Here is a 17,958-nt window from a genome sequence, read left to right as displayed (position 1 = left end):
ATTTTGTTTATATATGGTGAAATACAATATACTTCTTGGAGGTTTAATAAAATGTACGATCCAGTATATTATATGAAAAAATTTGGGCTTTTTACCGTGGGCTTGTATGCCCTGACCGAAGAGAAGATTAATGAATATGTGAAAGAACTCGTCGAAAGGGGGGAAATTAACAGGGAAGAGGGTAAAAAGTTCGTGACAGACTTGATTGAATCCAAGAGAAAGCAGCAGGAAGAGATGGAGGAAAAGATGTCTTCCCGGGTCAAGGAAGCTGTCAACAAATCCGATGTTGCAACCCAGGAACATGTAAAGAACCTGGAAGAAAAAATCGACCGGCTTGAAAAGATGCTTGCAAAATCTTTGGGCGAGGATGTACCCGCTGAAGAAAAAGACAAGCATGAAAAAGATGATGAGTGGTCCTGATACCATTCATTTCTAACATCTCTTTTTTGATACCATGGTACCGGGTATTTCTCACAGATATTCAATGGTTAAACGATACGGGCGTATCATAGACGTACTTGTATCGAACGGATTTGGTTACTTTGTGGATAAAATGGGCCTCAGGTCAATGGGGTCTGTTCGCAGCCGTGTAAAAGGTCGGTTTGGAAGGGAGCAGGAAAAGGATACCCGGCCGGAAAGGGCACGTAAGGTACTTGAGGAACTGGGCCCCACCTATGTCAAATTCGGCCAGTTACTCAGCATGCGGGAAGACCTGATACCCCTGAAATACGCACAGGAATTTACAAAACTTCAGAACGATGTTCCTCCTTTTCCCTTCGAAGATGTAAAAGCAGTACTCAAAACTGAACTTGGCGGGGATATACCTGAACTTTTTTCTGATTTTGATGAAAAACCGGTCGCAGCTGCATCTATAGGTCAGGTTCATAAAGCACGCCTCCATAGTGGGGAAGATGTGGTTGTAAAGATACAGAGGCCCGGTATCCGCCGCATAATTGAAGCGGACCTGGATATCATGTACAGTCTTGCCGGATTTGCCCAGCAGCACATCGAGGAAATAAAACTCTATAATCCGGTAGCTGTTGTAGACGAACTGTCAAGGTCAATTCACTCGGAAATGGACTATACTCAGGAAGCAAGAAATATCGAACACTTCCTGTCCAACTTTGAAAACGATCCTGTTATTGTAATTCCCCGTGTATACAATGATTACAGCAGTGATCGCATCCTGACCCTCGAATATATTGAAGGGATAAAATGTAACAAATTTGAAAAGCTGGCAAATGAGAATCTGGACCGGGAAAAAATTGCCACAGATGTTTCTGAAGCTTTTATGAAACAGGTTTTTGAACATGGTTTTTTCCATGCTGATCTTCATTCAGGCAACATATTTGCCCTGGAAGACGGCAGAATCGCCCTGCTGGATTTCGGTATGGCGGGTCATCTGTCCGAAGATATGCGTGGGCTTTTGGTAGATGCCCTTCTAGCCGTAACAAACGGGGATAGCACCCAATACATAGAGGTTATGCGTGATCTGGGAGTAGCGGATGAAAAACTGGATGTGCGTTCCTTCAAAGTTGATTATGATCATTTCCTTTTCAAATATTACGGACGCACGCTGGATCAGGTGGATGCCACAGAGGTTTCCTCTGAAATGCTGTCTCTTTTGCGTAAACATCAGATACAGGTACCTCCGAATATTGCCCTGCTTTTTAAAGGAGTAATGACTGTGGGTGGGTTTGCTATGCAAATGGTCCCGGATTTCAATGTAACTGAGATCGCCGAGCCCTATGCACGTAAATTCATGAAAAAGCGCTTTTCTCCGCGTAATATGGCCAAAAACAGTTCCAAAAATCTCTGGTATGTAAGCAGGCTTCTCAGTCGTGCCCCGCTGCAACTTTCACACATTCTCGAGGTCGCCGAAAAAGGTTACCTCAATCTTAAATTTGAACATGAAGGCACCGACCGTCTCCTTTCGGAAATAAGCGTTGCCTCCAACCGGCTTGCTTTCAGTCTTATTATTTCTGCCATTATAGTTGGTTCTTCCCTGGTTATACAAACCGGTATGGAACCCCAGGTGTGGGGTGTTCCGTTATTTGGTCTGTTTGGCTTTTTTGCTGCCGGGATTTTCGGTATGGGTCTGATTATATATATTATTAGGACTGGAAGTCTATAATATCACAATTTACATATTGCAAATATGCTAAATATAATGCCCATAAAAACGGAGGAATCCTATGACTGATCCCCAGATCGAAAGAAAACTTATCGAAATCATGCGTATTATCAATGAAAGTGACAGGCCTGTAGGTGCCCGTATCATTGCCGACGAATTACGCAACAGGGGTTACAATCTTGGTGAAAGGGCGGTACGCTATCACCTCAGGATACTGGACGAGCGTGGCTTTACCGAAAAACACGGCTATACAGGTCGCTCCATCACATTAAGAGGTAAGGAAGAACTGGAAGAGGCCCTTATAGGTGACAGGCTTGATTTTGTAATCACAAGGATTGAGGACTTGATCTATCGCACAGATTATGACCCCGTAACAAAGCAAGGGAATGTGATAGTAAACGTATCTTATGTGGACAAGGATGATTTTGAAAAAACTGCCGACTTGATGAGAAGTGCAGTTGATTACTCAATAAGTCCCAGGGTGGGAATATTTGAAGAAGATTCGGAGGATATATTTGTTTCACCGGGGAAAGTGGGGATTGCGACAGTTTGCAGTATTACTTTTGATGGGGTTCTCCTGCGGCATGGAATTCCGGTCAAGCCTAACTTTGGGGGAATTCTTGCCGTGGAAAACAATGAACCAGTGGTGTTTAAAGACCTTATCTCGTACAGGGGTACATCTATAGACCCGATTAAGATTTTTTTGATGCGCCAATCCACATCGGTAACAGGATTGCTTCAGTCGGGTTCTGGGACCATACTGGCTAATATGCGTAGTATTCCACAATCTGCTGCGGGAGATGCCCGTCTTCTTTTCCAGCAATTGCATGAATCTGATATAGGCGGGTTACTTGCAATGGATAATGAATCGGGTAATGTGCTGGGAGCACCTGTAGATGTTGGTATGTCGGGGATTGTTGTTTCTGTAGGTGTAAACGCCCTGGCTGTTGTTGAAGAATACGGTATCGATGTAACTACCCGGCCGGTTTCAATGATTATGGATTATGGAACAATGAAAACCCTGTAAGATCATCTATTTTCATTTTTTATTTATATCGTAGGGTTTAAGGAATTGTCCTTCTACCTCATCCCTGTGGAATGTATTGTAACTACAGAAAGGTATTATCCTTCCGTCCGGTGTGGCATAATGGATGCCACAGCGGCAAACTCTTTCCAGGTCAAAATTGTAGAGATCCTGGAAATGCATTGCTCCAACAAAAAGCGTTTTTCGGTGGAATTGGCTGGTTACTTCCCGATCCCCTTCCTTTATTATGTTGATCAGCATTTTTGTAACATTGATTGATTTCGGGGCTTTTTCCTGATTGACCAAACCCGGAATCTGTCGGACTACTTTGGCAAGGGTAATTAAATTTCTGGTTTTTTTACCGTTGAGATTTTGTGTGGCATCATCAAGCAACTCGACGAATCCCTCAACATCAAGGAAATCCGTAATCGGTATTATCCTGCCCTCCTCCACAAAAAGGTATGTTGCAGCTCCACAGTGCGGATGGACTGTGAATTCGGGAAGGTGTTTTCCCTGTATTCCTTCTATAAAACGCGAGATGGGTACAACAAAAGGTACTGGGTACCAGGCTGTTTCGGGTACTTGGCCAGAGGTTTGATCTGCAAGTCCCTTGATCAGGTCAGGTATGGTGAATCTTTGTTTTTCTCTGCTTTGTCTGTCGATTCTACCGGTGAATGCCACAGGCTGGAAGTTGATTCCTTTCACCACGTCCAGTTTATCGGTGGCAAACTGAACAATATCGGCAAGTTGATCATCGTTTTCCCCTTTAACCAGGGTGGGCACGAGAACAATACTGCGAATACCCGCTTCACGGCAATTATTTATTGCTTTTTCTTTTACGGGCAAGGCATTGAAATTACGTATCTTTTGGTAAGTTTCTTCTTTGACCCCATCAAAGGAGAGGTATATTGTATGCAATCCCGCATTTTTCAGTTTTCGGGCAAATTCAATATCCTTTGCGATTCTGACGCCGTTTGTAGCAATTTGAATCTGGACAAACCCCAGTTCCTTTGCCTTCTGGATCATAGCAGGCAGGTCATCTCGGACAGTTGGTTCTCCGCCTGAGAATTGTATTGCCGGACAGGGGGTTGGTTTTTCTTCTCTCAGAGTTTTTAGCATATCTTCTATCTGCTGGAAACTAGGTTCATAAATGAAGCCCCGGCTCTTTGCATTGGCAAAACAGATGGGACAATTGAGGTTACAACGATTTGTAACATCGATGTTTCCAAGAAGGGTTGTTGTTTTATGGGACGGGCAAAGTCCGCAATTCAAGGGACAACCCTCATCATCTGAAGTCCGCGGGTTTGAAACTTCGTTTCCTTCATGTCGATATTTCTGGAATTTTCGGTACAGGTTGGCATCCGACCAGTAGACTTCTTCGAATTTGCCATGCTCCGGACATTCTTTTTCCATCAATACTCTGCCATTTTTCTCAAATATACTGGCTTCTATGATTTCCTTACATTCCGGACAAACAGATTTAGTGCTATGCATATATGTATCCTTCTCAACTGTGAACTTATGTTCTGCATCTATTTATCAGGTGCCTATAAAAGGGAGGTATATATCACCCCATCAGCAAACCTCCCTTAAATATCACTTATTCTTCAAGTATAATTCTTGCTATGTCATCTCCCACATCAGAGGTTTTAGAGTTGCCTCCCATATCATAGGTTTTGACATTGTTTTCCATTATGTTCTGTTCAATGGCAGAAACAATACTTGCACCAGCTTCGGTTTCTCCGAGCTGGTCTATCAGCATGGAACCGGCCCATATTGTGGCGATAGGGTTGACCTTGTTCTGCCCCTTGTACTTGGGTGCAGAACCGTGGATTGGTTCGAACATGCTGGTTCCTTCGGGATTGATGTTTCCGCCGGGTGCAAGTCCCAGTCCTCCCTGTATCATTGCGCCCAGGTCGGTGATAATGTCCCCGAACATGTTGGGGGTTACAACTACATCAAACCAGTCGGGATTTTTAACAAACCACATGGTAATAGCATCAACATAGTTGAAATCTGTATCAACATCGGGGTGTGTGGCAGCTACCTCTTCAAATTCTTCTCTCCAGAATCCATAGATCTCGGAGAGCACATTTGCCTTATCCACAGAAGCCACATGCCTGTCTCTTTTTTCTGCAAGATCAAAGGCATACTCGATAACCCTTTTGGTACCCTCTTTGGAGATCATTCCTATCTGATAGGCGATCTCCTCGCTGTCGGTTTCGATGTCAAGGTCAAATTTTGCGGAGTACAGGGAACGTGAGACTTCAAGCATTTCCTTGCTGGTACCCTTTTTGGACCTTCCACCGATTCCGATATAGAAATCTTCAGTGTTTTCCCTTACCACCGTAAAATCAATATCTGTCGGGGTTTTATCTTTTACAGGAGTCCATACTCCCTCGAGAAGTTTTATTGGACGTAGATTAATATACTGGTCAAAATAAAAACGTGCAGCAAGCAGGATGCCTTTTTCGAGCACACCCGGTGCAACCCTGGGATCCCCTATAGAACCCAAGTATATGGCTGAATAGTCGGACAGTTCTTTGAGTGTGTCCTCGCTTATCAGTTCTCCGGTTTCAAGGTAATGGTCAGCACCGTGCGGATAATCAATCCAATCCACATCGAATCCGAATTTTTCTCCTGCGGCATCTATAACTTTCATTCCTTCTGCTACAATTTCCGGGCCGATGCCATCTCCGGGAATTACAGGCACTTTATATTGGGTCATTGTTAATTATCTCCGGTATTATTAAGATTTATCGATTATCTTTCGTGTGTACTCTATCAGTCCACCGGTATTTACAATCTCCCTTACAAAATCAGGGAGGGGTGTTGCCTGATACTTTTCTCCTTTGGACAGGTTCTCGATTACACCGGTGGAAATATCCACTTTAAGCTTATCGTTCTCATCTATCCTGTCGGTATCAGCACATTCCAGTAATGGTACACCGATATTGATCGCGTTTCTGAAAAAGATTCTTGCAAAGGATTTTGCAATAACGCATCCAACCTTTGTCCCTTTTAGTGCCAGGGGTGCATGTTCTCTGGATGAACCGCAGCCAAAATTGCTTCCAGCAACGATTATGTCATTTTCCTTTACATTTTCTGCAAAATCTGATCTCACTCCTTCGAATGCATGTGCTGCAAGTTCTTCAGGGGTGTTTAGGACCAGAAATCTTCCCGGGATAACCGCGTCAGTATCCACGTCATCTCCGAATTTCCATACTTTTCCTTCCATTCTATCACCGGCAAATCAAATCACTGGATGAGATGGCATCTTGTATCCAGAATTGTGCTAATAATACAAATAATCATATAATAATCTCATCCCTGAATGATATATTTTTCCCACATTTCATCTGAAATAGCAATTTGTAGCATCATGTATGGTTGTATCGGGTTTCCAATAGCAAAATATATCCACTTACCTGCCAGATTCCAGATGATGGCAGCTCATAATAATCCATTGTGCGTCAATGAATCCCTTCCTTTACGCAAAATAGTGCATATGTCGGGAGTGGCGGTTCCTTTTATCGCGGATATTTATGGCAGAGAATATGCCGCACTGGCACTTGCGAGTGCAACACTTATTTTTCTCATTATGGAAGTTATCAAACCGGCTGAAAAGAAATGGTATGTATATGGTCTTTTATGGAGGAACAGGGAGAAAGAAGTGTTTGCACTGGATCCTTTTTTTTACATTCTATCTTTCTTTGTCCTTCTGGGTCTGAGTTATTTTGTAAACGAAGGTATATGTTATGCTTCCATGGTAGTTTTGGCTCTGGGTGATGGAGTAGCTCCGCTGATCGGTCATCTGGGGAAATTGAAACTGCCTGGCTCATGCAAGACGGTGGAGGGCACTACCGGAGGAATAATCCTGTCTTCTATAGTAGGATTTTATTTTGTTGGAGCGCTGGCTGTTGTTGGTAGTGTGGTTGGTATGGTCACGGAATGTTCAATTTCCCGCCATGACAACCTTTTTATACCATTTGCTGCACTTGTGGCAATGCTTTTAGTAAGAGTATTTTTTAAAATTAATGTATGAAATATTTTTTAAAAACCTCTTTCACTGAATCGGAATCTGTATTTTTGTATTCAGGATTGTTAATTATTATTAGTTGAAATTAAATAGAAAACAATATATGGGTCAACAAGGAAAGTCTTTTCCCTAGGGAATGATTTTATCTAGCTCATTTAGATTCTATCTCTGAGTTTATGCTGCTTTAAATTGATATAATACAGGTTGTTACAATGCACAAAGATGAACTGATCCAGTTGCATACTTTGATGGTCCAAATCAAAAGGTATCTGGAAGATCAGGGTGTAGAGCATGATTTTGAGGATTATAATTCCCTCTCCATAAGTCCGGTCCACATCCATCGAAGCAAAGCAGAACACAAGCATGCAATCTTTATCCTCGGCAATCACCTGGCATCCATCATATCAGAAGATGAGATCTCCAGTATAAGCAGGACTTCTGTCAGGATGCAGGAGTTTGCCGAGAGATCGGGAGATGGGTTTTCACATAGTAACTGAAAGGAACTTAAGATATGACAGGCCAATTATCTGTCAATAAATCTTCATACAAACCTGCGGGATATAGATATTTCTTCATAATTATTCCGCATTCCCCGTCGATGTAATAACCCGGTTCATACCAGCAGTCAACAAATCCCATGCGACTATAAAGACGTCGGGCGTTTTTATTGCTGGCACGTACTTCCAGGCGCACATATTTTACATTACGGTTGCGGAAATGTCTCTGCATTATCTGCAATAATGCCTGACCGATTCCCCTTTCCTGAAATTCTTTTTTAACGGCAAGGGAAAATATCCTCCCTTCCTGTTCACTACTGCGATATCCCATTACAAAACCTGTAATGTTTTTCCCGCTTTCAGCAACAAGAAAACCTTCCGGGTTCATTTCATAGAAATTCATGTAGGTGTAGGGGTCATGGTCTTCGAATGCCTCCATTTCAATCTGCAGTACTTCGGCAAAATCCCTTCCTTCGAACCTTCTAAACAGCAATGTTGCCCTCCAGGCACTGTTATAATTTTTTGACGTGCCTTACATCCACGGCAATGCCCCGGCTGGAGTGTATCATCTCGGGGCCGCTCATTGCAGCACGTCCAACACAGAATGCTTTATCTCCGCATATGAACACTTCATCATTGGGGCGAATCCGCTCATCTGCATCGATGACTCCCGGTGCCAGTATTGAACCCCGCGGCACGAAATCATCAATATTTACAACATAATCTCCTGTTTCAATAATCCTCTTAGCTCCTTCGATGGTCAGGGCTATCGTACCATTTTCGGGTATCAGGGTTATGAGTTGTTCCTTATCCAGGAATGCCTGGTAGCGGGGGAAAGGAGCTTTTATTTTTGAATCAGGGGGTAATAGTTTTTCACCGGCACCTGCACCAAACTGGTAATCTGCAATGGCTTTTAGCATGTCCCGTCTGTAATCTCCTCTATAGCTGAGCCCGCTACATAATTCTTTCATTGTATCTTCCAGTTTGTGCAGGGAGGTTGGAGACGTCACATTTCCGTCGGAGGTGTAAGTTATTTCCAATCCGAGTTTTTTGGACACGTTCTCACATATACTGCGATATTCATCTTCCACATGCGCTACAATATGTTTGTAAGGATGTTTTAGCAGGAAGTCCTCCAGACATTCCTCTACCCATCTGTGTTCCTCTGCATCCCAGTAGCCCGTTACTGTGGTGTCATAATGTGCTGCAGGATATGTGACTTCCAGTTCCCGGGGTACTATTCCCAGGGGTGAGGTAATTATGACTTCCTGCACAAGTTTAAGATTCTTACCAAGTGCCTTGCGGAATCTGGAATGGGTCATAGAAATAGAGTAAGGTTTGCGGGCCGAACAGGGTAAAAGTAGCAGGATATCTTTTTCTGGTGGTGTGTATCGCTGCTGTACTCGTCGGGCAAAGCGTACAACTTCAGGCCTTGTCAGGGATTCAGAGGTTGTTGCAAGCAGGGGTGCGGGTTTGAAAAGGGCTGTTCTCTCTTCGAGGAAATCGTATTCTACATCACTCAAACGCAGCATTGCCACAAGGGCGGGGTCATGACGGCATCTTCCTTCCACATATTCCCTGAGAGAGGCACTGCGTATCCGTTGTCTGACAAGGGCTACTTCTGCCTCAAGGGTGGCGATATTATGTTTTTCAAGTAGGCGGGCGCGTTGCTTTTTATCCATGCCTTTCACTTCTTTTGCACTCGTGCCGCTGCAATGGGCGCAGCAGCAAGGCAATTCTGCAAGTCTGTCCAGATGGATGAAACCGGCTGATGTCATGTATTTATCTTCAAAGGCAGCGATCGTTGCCCTTGTCGTATCCAGGATGTCCACGCCCAGATAAATCAGCATGGCAACATTTTCAGGCAGGGCGATATTCGGTGCATACAGGGCCGAATCCGGTGCAATGTTCTTCCTTACCTTCATGAGCTCGGCCAGCAGCCTGCGAGGGTTGCCTTCATGACAGCCGATGCCGTCTGCCACATAGAGGTCCCGTGTAGTTTCCGGGTCTCTTTCAGAATAGGCTATACCCGTGGGTCCCTCGTCAGCTGGCACATCAATCTTTTCACAGGTAACATCTCCTGCTACCATGGACGAATATGTGCAGGAAGGCATGATTATGAGTTTATTTTTTCCCACACGTTCCCTTAATTTCAGGGTAGCTTGTGTTGCTGCTTTTCCATTCCCGAAATGCCATTGGCTGCCTGGATATATTATATCTCCTTCTGCCTCTGGTTTGAGGGAAGAAGGGTCAATTACCGCTGGTGTAGGGATTGTGTTGTTAAGATAGAGGCTTCCCGTTCTTGCAGCCCCATCTCTCTGGTGGACTTCAAAGTATCTGGTCATGGCATAGAATAGAACTATATAGATCTAAACGTTTTCTACTCAATCACATAATATTGATCAATACATTACAGGTTGAACGTATATGCTTCTTAACAGGCTGAAGGAGATAGTCGGCGATAAAAACGTAAGTAATTCGGCCTCGGACATTTGTTGCTATTCTTCGGATGCATCCCGGGTAAAAGGTCGTCCTGAATATGTGGTACGCCCCCATAATTCAGAACAGGTAAGCAAGATAGTAAAACTTGCTTCTGAAAATGAAATGCCTGTGGTGGCCCGGGGTGCTGCCAGTGGGCTTGCAGGTGGTGCAGTACCGGTACGTGGTGGAATTGTGCTGGATATGAGCGGTATGGATGAGATTATCGATATAGACATTGATAATCTGCAGGTAACCATCGGACCTGGGGTCGTGCATTCCAGGCTAAACGAAACCCTGAAACCCCATGGTTTTTTCTTCCCTCCCGATCCGGGCAGTACTGCTATGTGTACCCTGGCGGGCCTTATAGCGAACAATGGCAGCGGAATGCGTTCCGTGAAATATGGAACTACGAAACGTTATGTGCTGGATCTTGAAGTAGTTCTTGCGGACGGCAGCATCATAAGGACCGGTTCAAGAACACTAAAAATGGCTTCAGGTTATGATCTGACATCCCTGATGGTAGGTTCTGAAGGAACCCTGGGCATAATTACTGAGGCGGTTTTGAAGATTTATCCCCTGCCCCGCGCCAGGCTGGTAATTCTCCTTTCCTTTGATAGTGCAGAAAAAGCGGGAGGCGCAGTTGTGCGTATCCTTTCCTCGGGAACTATTCCCTCCGCCTGTGAAATACTGGATAATACCACTATTCGTGCCCTGAAATCCTATGATCCGAGTCTTGATATCCCTGATGCAGGTGCTATTCTTATGGTTGAGGTGGACGGTTCAGAAGGTGCGGTCTCCGAGGCGTCAGAAATGGTGAAAAAGGTATGTGAAGGGATTGCAGATGACATACGTGCGGCAAAGGATGAACAGGAAAGTGACCGCATATGGGCCGGTCGGCGTATCGTGGGGGCGGCAATAAGTCGCCTGGACCCCCTGCGCAATCGGGTGTATGTAGGAGAAGATGTCGGTGTGCCAATAAAAAAGATACCTGAGATGATCGAGAATGTACACAGGATATCCGATGAAGTAGGAATTCCGATCATGATATATGGCCATATAGGAGATGGCAATCTGCATACCGGTATGAGTATCGATATGCTCAGTGAGGAAGAATGGGACAAGCTCCACAGGGCTGCTGACCTTATCTATCGCAAGGCAATAGAACTGGGGGGGACTGTCTCCGCAGAACACGGAATTGGTGGTGCACGCTCGAACTATATGGAACTTGAGCATCCTACATCCCTGCCGGTAATGTCCCTTATCAAGAAAGCCCTTGATCCCAAAGGAATCCTCAATCCAGGAAAACTGGGGTTGGATAAATGAATGATGAAAATCGCAGGTCGATCCTGAAATGTGTGCACTGTGGAACCTGCAGGGCTTATTGCCCGGTATTCAATGAATATGGCTGGGAATCCACCAATGCACGGGGCCGAATGCTCATCGCCCAGCAAATAGATGAAGGGGCGGATATTGATGACAGTTTCCGTTTTTCCCTGGATACCTGTACAACCTGCGGCATATGTGAGCAAATGTGCCCTTCAGGGGCAATACCTCCGGATGTAGTTGAAAATGCACGTGCAGCAGTTGTGCGCAAGGCCGGAGCCAGTAAGGCTCAGGAAAAACTCAAAAAGGATACTGTTGAATGGGGCAATCCCCTGCGCGAATCCCGGCAACGTCTGCACTGGCTTGAACCGACGGAGAGAGATGAACTGCCTGATAAATGCGAATATGTTTATTTTGCAGGTTGTATGACTGCATACAGGTATCCGGAAGTTGCACGTAAAACCTTTGATATACTCAAGAAGTTTGGGGTGGGTGTTTTGGAGGACGAGGTATGCTGTGGTTCCCCTCTGCTTCGCACAGGCTCTGATGCCTGTGAATTAATCGAGCACAACATGGAGCAGATAAAAAAGAGCGGAGCAAAAACCATAATCACAGGATGTGCTGGTTGCTACACTACTCTGAAAAAGGACTATCCCGATGGGTTTGATGTACTTCATGTTTCCGAGTTTTTAGAACAAAAACTCGATGAACTGGATATCCACAAACTTGATATTTCCGTGTCCTATCACGACCCCTGCCATATAGGCAGGGCACATGGTATATACGAAGCACCGCGCAATGTTATCAGGCGTATCTGCAATCTAGAGGAGATGGACACCCACCATGAAAATGCACACTGCTGTGGTGGCGGAGGTGGTGTGAGGAGAAGTTTCTCAGATCTTTCCCGCTCTCTTGCCTCCAAAAGACTGGATGAGATTCCAGAAAAGGCCGAATTACTCGTAACTTCCTGTCCCCTGTGCCGCTCCAATCTTGAGATGGCTGCAGAAGACTGTGAGCTCATAGATCTTATTGAGCTGCTCGAAAGGGCAATGTGTTAATTTTGCTATGGCGGAAGTTTCCATATATCGATATCCTCCCTTTTCAGGGTTGTGATGGATATTATGGAATCTGTCGTGTCTATGTACTTAAGTGCCAGGTCCCTTTCCTGGCGGATCTGCTCCTGCAATCCTTTTACTTTTAGCAGGGTCTCAATACGGCTCTTGAGTATGAACTCATCAATTGGTTTCAGGACAAAATCGTCTGCACAATTATTGAAGGCCCTGATTTTATCTTCCCTGTTGTTTATGGCTGTTGGATTCCCACATGCCGTTTTTGCCGGAAATCAGACATTTCCAGCTGTTACCCACAAGATCCATTCGGTCTGCCGTTTTTAAAGCTTCAAGAATATATTTACGATTTCGTTTGTCCCTGTAATGGAGGATTGTGCGCTGGATTTTCTTGTCTCTTCGTGATGTAGCAACTTCTATATTTTCCCCTGTGAAGGGATCAATTCCGGTATGATACATGCAGGTGGATGCTGTCATGGGGGTTGGTGTAAAATCCTGGACCTGCTCACTATAAAGTTTATTATCACGTATGTATTCGGCAGTTTCGATCATCTCTTTTAGCCCGCAACCCGGATGGCCGGACATGAGATATGTCTGGAGGTATTGCTCTTTGCCCATTTTCTTGTTGATTGCTGAATACATTTCCACAAACTTTTCAAAAACATCCCTGCCGGGTTTTCTCATGCTGTCGGTGACTTTTTTTGAATAATGCTCCGGTGCCACAGCAAGTCTCCCACTGACATGCTTTTTACATATCATTTCCAGATACTCAGGTTGGGTCAGGGCAAGGTCGTAGCGCACACCGTAGGTTATGAAAACCTTTTTCACCCCCGGAATTTGTTCCAGGCGATTTAGTAGTTCCATGTTTTTGCTGTGGTCAGTATTCATTGAGGGACAGACCTTGGGGTAGAGGCAGAACTTGTCGGTACACACGCCCTTGCTTTTCCATTGGGGGCATTCCATTGAATACATATTTGCGGTGGGTCCTCCCACTCCATTGATATTTCCCTTGAAATCTTTCATTTTGGTGAGGCTTTTTGCCTCTCTTAAGAGTGATTCAATACTCCTGGAATTAACCATGCGGCCCTGATGGTGGGCGATGGCGCAGAAAGAGCATGCACCAAAGCAACCCCTGTGGGTAGTGAGGGAGAAGCGCACCGGCTCAATAGCAGGGATATCTTCTTTGTAAGCGGGGTGTTTTTGTCTGGTGTAAGGTAACTCATAAACCTCATCCAGTTTTTGGGTTTCAAGAGGTTTTGCCGGAGGGTTCTGGACAATGATAGTTTTGGGGTGGGGCTGGACCAGTACTTTCCCATTTCCCGGATTTTGCTGCTGCCAGAGGGTTCTGTAATTTCTGGCAAAGGCTTCCTTTTCTTCTGAAACCGTAGTGTAGGATTCCAGTTCGATATAATACATGCCTTTAAGTTCTTCTTTCCAGCTCTTCACCGGGGTTTTCCAGACGGTACCGGGAATGTCCTTTATTTGTTTGATATCTTCTCCTGCCTGTAATCTGCGTGCGATTTCTTCTGTCTGGGTTTCGCCCATCCCATATATAAGGAGGTCTGCCGGGGCATCTGCAAGAATTGATTTCCTTACCTTTCCTGACTGGAAATCATATTGTGCAAGTCTGCGCAGGGAGGCTTCCACACCTGCAATCACAATAGGGGCATCCGGGTATGCCTGATGTATACGATTGGAATATACAATGGTCGCCCTGTCCGGTCGCATACCGGGAGTACCTCCCGAAGAATACATATCACGTTTCCGTGGTTTGAGGGATGGTGTATAGTTGGACACCATTGAGTCCATGTTGCCGGCAGTTGCGGCAAAGAAAAGTTTTGGTTTTCCAAGTTTCTTAAACTCTTCCGGTTTATCGTGAGTCGGCTGGGCTATTATTCCCACTCTGAATCCTCTGGCCTCAAGGAGGCGGCCTATCAGGGCAGCCCCGAAGGAAGGGTGATCAACGTATGCATCGCCTGTCACTATGATTATGTCAAGGGTGTCCCATCCCCTCTGATGCATTTCTTTTTTTGACATGGGGAGGGGCTTTGATGTTTTCTTATCGTGTTTCATTGTTATGGATCACCATATGGTTCGGGATGCACGCATTGAAAGCTGGATCTGGCGGTTGGCATCACTTTTTATCACCGGTCCATGGCCTGGATAGAGGGTTTCTACATCTATTTCTGCCAGTTTTTCGATTGATTCTGTGAGTTGCCTGGCTGAGCCGCCTTCAAAATCCGTGCGTCCAAATCCGCCGGATGCAAAGACTGTGTCTCCCGAGAACAGGCTTTTGGAAAAAGGTTCGTAGAGACATATGCCTCCCGGAGTGTGGCCGGGTGTGTGGATTATCTGAAGGGCTTCGATTTCGTCTAATTTGATCATATCCCCATCTTCATAGAGGATATCCGGCTCAATAGCAGGCGCTTTTTGCCCAAAGAATGTTGATACGCTTCCCATATCATCCGCGAGCATGGCCCCATCTGCCCTGTGGACACCGACCTTTGCCCCGCTGAGTTCCACAAGCAGGGGTACAGCTGCTGTATGATCATAGTGGCAGTGGGTCAGGATTATCAGTTCCAGTTTATTGAGGTCTATATGACTTTCAATTTCCCGGGCAAGTCTTTCTCCATTCAGGCCGGTATCGATGAGGATACTGTCATTTATAAGGTAGGAGTTTGCATCATTGGTAGTGGCATTGCATTGTATGACTTTCATGTAAATCCCTTTAGATTTTGAATGCGTTATAGGTATTTTTCCGTGTGATTTCTGCCACATCGGCAGGTTCCATGTCCTTTATTTCTGCGATTGTATTTATGGAATCGACCAGGAACTTGGGTTCATTGCGGCCTTTACGCGGTGAAAGATAAGGGCTGTCTGTTTCTATCAGCATAAGTTCTTCAGGTACGGTGGCAGCGATCTCTTTGTGATGGCTGGAGAAGCAAACCAGGGTAGGTATGGATATGTAGTGGCCGGCATCAGTTATTTTTTTCATTGTCTCTAAGGAGCCGCCATAGCAGTGGAAGATTACTGTGTCGAGATGACCTGCCATTGCAAGCGCTTCATCTTCGGCATCCCTGCCATGGATAACCAGGGGTTTTGCATGATTCTCTGCAATCGTGATGACCTGTTTAAATACTTCCCTCTGTTTTTTACGTAGAGTTTCATCGGTGCAGTGATAATAGTCCATCCCTGCTTCTCCAATGCCGATAGCCTGGGGGGCATACTCATCAAGCTGGGAAAGGACTTCCGGTACCCTGTCTTTATCGGGATTGGTGGCAAGCATGGGGCTTAACCCTATTGTTGGGTGGATGCAGTAATGGGTTTTGGCCAGTTCAAGGGTTGAAAAGTTGGTTTTCAGGTCAATTCCCGAATTGATCATTTCTCCTGCCCCGGCTTCCTGTGCACGGAGGATGACTTCTTCACGATCCTTGTTGAACTTGGAAAAATCAAGATGGCAGTGTGAATCTATAAAATAAGGTGACATGTTCCTCACTTCTGGAGGAGCATGTTAATAGCGGTTACGAGTGCTTCAACGGATGCATATACAATATCTGCACTTGCAGAACGTGCGGATACTATCCGTCCGTTTTCATCCTGTACGCCGACTATTACCTCTGCAACGGCATCCGATCCTCCGGTTATTGCTTCAATACGGAAGTCATGGATACTGATGTTTGCGTGTTCACCGATTATTCCTGTAACTGCTTTCAGTGCCGCGTCGACCGGCCCGATTCCGATATTGGAGAGTACTCTCTCCTCATCGTTAACCAGTGCTTTCACAACTGCTGTGGGTGTTGTGACGTTACCCGTCATTACAGACAGCTCTTTGAGGTCGATTGCAGGCTTGCCCATTGGTTTGTGCATGACTGCACAGGCAATCGCGTAAAGGTCAGCATCTGTCAGTCGTTTGCCCTTGTCTGCTATTGTTTTTACCTTTTCAATGATGTGATTGAGTTGTTCATCATTGGGGTTAAGGTTGGCAGCTTCAAGGGATCTGCGTACTGCATGTTTGCCGGCATGTTTGCCCAGTACGATACGGCGCGTGTGGCCCACCATCTCCGGAGTCATTATGCCCGGTTCGAAGGTGTCAGAATTTTCGAGGACGCCGTGGGTATGAATTCCTGATTCATGCGCAAACGCATTCTCACCAACCACCGGTCGATGGGCTGTGATTGGAACCGTGGTGTAGCGCTCGACCATACGTGCAGTTTCAACCACATATTCAGTATTGATATTCAGACTGGCACCGTATATGGATTTGAGGCTCATAACCGTTTCCGCCAGGTCTGCATTGCCGGCTCTTTCACCAAGACCGTTTACCGTCACCTGCGCCTGGTTGGCGCCTGCTTCGATTGCCATCAGGCTGTTTGCCACAGCAAGCCCGAAGTCGTTGTGGCAGTGTGTGTCTATCGGTATACTGATCTCTTGGCGAAGGTCACTTATCAGGTTGTACATGCCCGACGGGGACATGACACCCACGGTGTCTGGCACGTTAATAATGTCGCAACCTGCTTCTTCTGCTGCCCTATAGATTGCTACCAGGTAGTCAAGGTCGGTTCGGGTGGCATCCATGGCAGAAAACATGCATCTCAGTCCGTGATCTTTTACGTATCCCACGGCCTGGGTGGCCATTTGTTGCACCTCTTCACGACTTTTGCGTATGGTGTGTTCCCTCTGGATGTCCGATGTGGAGACGAAGGTGTGTACCATGTCCACTCCTGCGTCTATACAGGCGTCGATATCTTTTGTGAGTACCCTGGCAAGGCCACAGACCTCTGAAGTTAGACCTGCATCGGCTATGGATTTAACCGAATCCTTGTCTCCTTCGGATGCAATTGGAAAACCTGCTTCAATCGTATCTACCCCAAGTTTGTCAAGCTGCTTTGCAATATTGAGCTTCTGTTTTGGGGTCAGGGATACACCAGGGGTCTGTTCCCCGTCGCGAAGAGTAGTATCAAAAATGGTTATTTCTTTATTTCTAATCGATTCAGCGCTGTAAAAAGCGATCCCTCAGTTTGTTCTTCGCATACATGATAATTCCTGCAAGCCACTTTGTTTTTCTACTATTTATATTTGCGTGTTATTTATGGTTTAATTCCGGAAATCTATGTGAGATGTCCCGCCACGAAATCTATATATACTATGATGGTATCTTAGGGCTGCTTTCGATGACCTGTTTCATGCGCGAACCTTCCTGGTTTGCCGTGTGAAATGTTCCGGTCTGGCCGGAACATAAGGTTTATATACCAGAAGCAATATTCATGAGTTCCCGCACAGAACGTGTGTGGGAGAATAAATCACCTTCATATTCATGGAGACAGGAGATAACAATTCTGTCTGACTCACGCAATGGCAGTTCGGTGAATTCTGATCGTTAGTATTAAGAATTC

The 17,958-nt window shown here is 45.4% G+C and carries 16 protein-coding genes; 7 read left to right on the top strand and 9 right to left on the bottom strand.

The genetic code is table 11. The annotated features are described in order from the left end of the window. The first annotated feature begins 51 nt into the window (after positions 1 to 51). The 3 genes from CP947_RS09125 (at position 52) to CP947_RS09115 (ending at position 3,161) form a co-directional block, all read left to right on the top strand. Entirely contained in the window at positions 52 to 420 is a 369-nt protein-coding gene (locus CP947_RS09125; RefSeq protein WP_096712896.1) for a phasin family protein, read from the top strand. 64 nt (positions 421 to 484) lie between these two features. After that, positions 485 to 2,134, top strand: a complete 1,650-nt coding sequence (locus tag CP947_RS09120) for an ABC1 kinase family protein (protein WP_241645907.1) — start codon at positions 485 to 487, stop codon at positions 2,132 to 2,134. Positions 2,135 to 2,195: 61 nt separating this feature from the next. After that, complete coding sequence (locus CP947_RS09115; RefSeq protein WP_096712894.1) at positions 2,196 to 3,161, top strand: DUF128 domain-containing protein; 966 nt, start codon at positions 2,196 to 2,198, stop codon at positions 3,159 to 3,161. A gap of 12 nt (positions 3,162 to 3,173) precedes the next feature. Here the strand turns inward: CP947_RS09115 and tes are convergent, their stop codons facing one another. The 3 genes from tes to CP947_RS09100 all read right to left on the bottom strand — a co-directional run bounded on the left by tes (position 3,174) and on the right by CP947_RS09100 (position 6,396). Beyond that, positions 3,174 to 4,652, bottom strand: coding sequence for a tetraether lipid synthase Tes (gene tes / locus CP947_RS09110; protein ID WP_096712893.1), 1,479 nt, complete (start codon positions 4,650 to 4,652; stop codon positions 3,174 to 3,176). A 106-nt stretch (positions 4,653 to 4,758) separates the two neighbouring features. Further along, positions 4,759 to 5,886, bottom strand: a complete 1,128-nt coding sequence (locus tag CP947_RS09105; RefSeq protein ID WP_096712892.1) for an isocitrate/isopropylmalate dehydrogenase family protein — start codon at positions 5,884 to 5,886, stop codon at positions 4,759 to 4,761. 21 nt (positions 5,887 to 5,907) lie between these two features. Further along, complete coding sequence (locus tag CP947_RS09100; protein ID WP_096712891.1) at positions 5,908 to 6,396, bottom strand: 3-isopropylmalate dehydratase small subunit; 489 nt, start codon at positions 6,394 to 6,396, stop codon at positions 5,908 to 5,910. Positions 6,397 to 6,600: 204 nt separating this feature from the next. Between CP947_RS09100 and CP947_RS09095 the strand changes: the two genes are divergently transcribed. Further along, positions 6,601 to 7,203 carry a diacylglycerol/polyprenol kinase family protein gene (locus tag CP947_RS09095; protein ID WP_132130923.1) on the top strand — a complete coding sequence of 201 codons (603 nt, stop codon included), beginning with the start codon at positions 6,601 to 6,603 and terminating at the stop codon, positions 7,201 to 7,203. 206 nt (positions 7,204 to 7,409) lie between these two features. Continuing rightward, the gene (locus tag CP947_RS09090) at positions 7,410 to 7,694 is read left to right on the top strand and encodes a UPF0058 family protein (protein WP_096712889.1); all 285 of its coding nucleotides are present in this window, start codon (positions 7,410 to 7,412) and stop codon (positions 7,692 to 7,694) included. 7 nt (positions 7,695 to 7,701) lie between these two features. Here the strand turns inward: CP947_RS09090 and rimI are convergent, their stop codons facing one another. Both rimI and arcS read right to left on the bottom strand, forming a co-directional pair. Further along, positions 7,702 to 8,187, bottom strand: a complete 486-nt coding sequence (gene rimI / locus CP947_RS09085; RefSeq protein ID WP_096712888.1) for a ribosomal protein S18-alanine N-acetyltransferase — start codon at positions 8,185 to 8,187, stop codon at positions 7,702 to 7,704. 19 nt (positions 8,188 to 8,206) lie between these two features. Next, positions 8,207 to 10,039, bottom strand: coding sequence for an archaeosine synthase subunit alpha (gene arcS, locus CP947_RS09080; RefSeq protein WP_096712887.1), 1,833 nt, complete (start codon positions 10,037 to 10,039; stop codon positions 8,207 to 8,209). Between the two features lie 82 nt (positions 10,040 to 10,121). Between arcS and CP947_RS09075 the strand changes: the two genes are divergently transcribed. Together CP947_RS09075 and CP947_RS09070 are read left to right on the top strand one after the other, a co-directional pair. Continuing rightward, the gene (locus tag CP947_RS09075) at positions 10,122 to 11,498 is read left to right on the top strand and encodes an FAD-binding oxidoreductase (protein WP_096712886.1); all 1,377 of its coding nucleotides are present in this window, start codon (positions 10,122 to 10,124) and stop codon (positions 11,496 to 11,498) included. Further along, positions 11,495 to 12,556, top strand: a complete 1,062-nt coding sequence (locus CP947_RS09070; RefSeq protein ID WP_096712885.1) for a (Fe-S)-binding protein — start codon at positions 11,495 to 11,497, stop codon at positions 12,554 to 12,556. The genes CP947_RS09075 and CP947_RS09070 overlap by 4 nt, the downstream gene beginning before the upstream one ends. 228 nt (positions 12,557 to 12,784) lie before the next feature. Here CP947_RS09070 and CP947_RS09065 read toward each other — a convergent pair whose 3' ends face one another. Genes CP947_RS09065 through CP947_RS09050 form a run of 4 tightly spaced genes read right to left on the bottom strand, consistent with a single transcriptional unit; the run spans position 12,785 to position 17,530 of the window. Continuing rightward, complete coding sequence (locus CP947_RS09065) at positions 12,785 to 14,638, bottom strand: YgiQ family radical SAM protein (protein WP_096712884.1); 1,854 nt, start codon at positions 14,636 to 14,638, stop codon at positions 12,785 to 12,787. 9 nt (positions 14,639 to 14,647) lie between these two features. Further along, positions 14,648 to 15,283, bottom strand: a complete 636-nt coding sequence (locus CP947_RS09060; protein WP_096712883.1) for an MBL fold metallo-hydrolase — start codon at positions 15,281 to 15,283, stop codon at positions 14,648 to 14,650. A 10-nt stretch (positions 15,284 to 15,293) separates the two neighbouring features. Beyond that, positions 15,294 to 16,052: a TatD family hydrolase gene (locus CP947_RS09055; protein ID WP_096712882.1), complete on the bottom strand. Its 759-nt coding sequence runs from the start codon at positions 16,050 to 16,052 to the stop codon at positions 15,294 to 15,296. A gap of 5 nt (positions 16,053 to 16,057) precedes the next feature. After that, positions 16,058 to 17,530 carry a 2-isopropylmalate synthase gene (locus CP947_RS09050; protein ID WP_455565255.1) on the bottom strand — a complete coding sequence of 491 codons (1,473 nt, stop codon included), beginning with the start codon at positions 17,528 to 17,530 and terminating at the stop codon, positions 16,058 to 16,060. Positions 17,531 to 17,958 lie beyond the last annotated feature (428 nt).

Source organism: Methanohalophilus euhalobius (assembly GCF_900215215.1).
GTDB lineage: Archaea > Halobacteriota > Methanosarcinia > Methanosarcinales > Methanosarcinaceae > Methanohalophilus > Methanohalophilus euhalobius.
The sequence above is the reverse complement of the archived record's forward strand: the minus strand, read 5'-3'. Positions and strand labels throughout refer to the sequence as shown.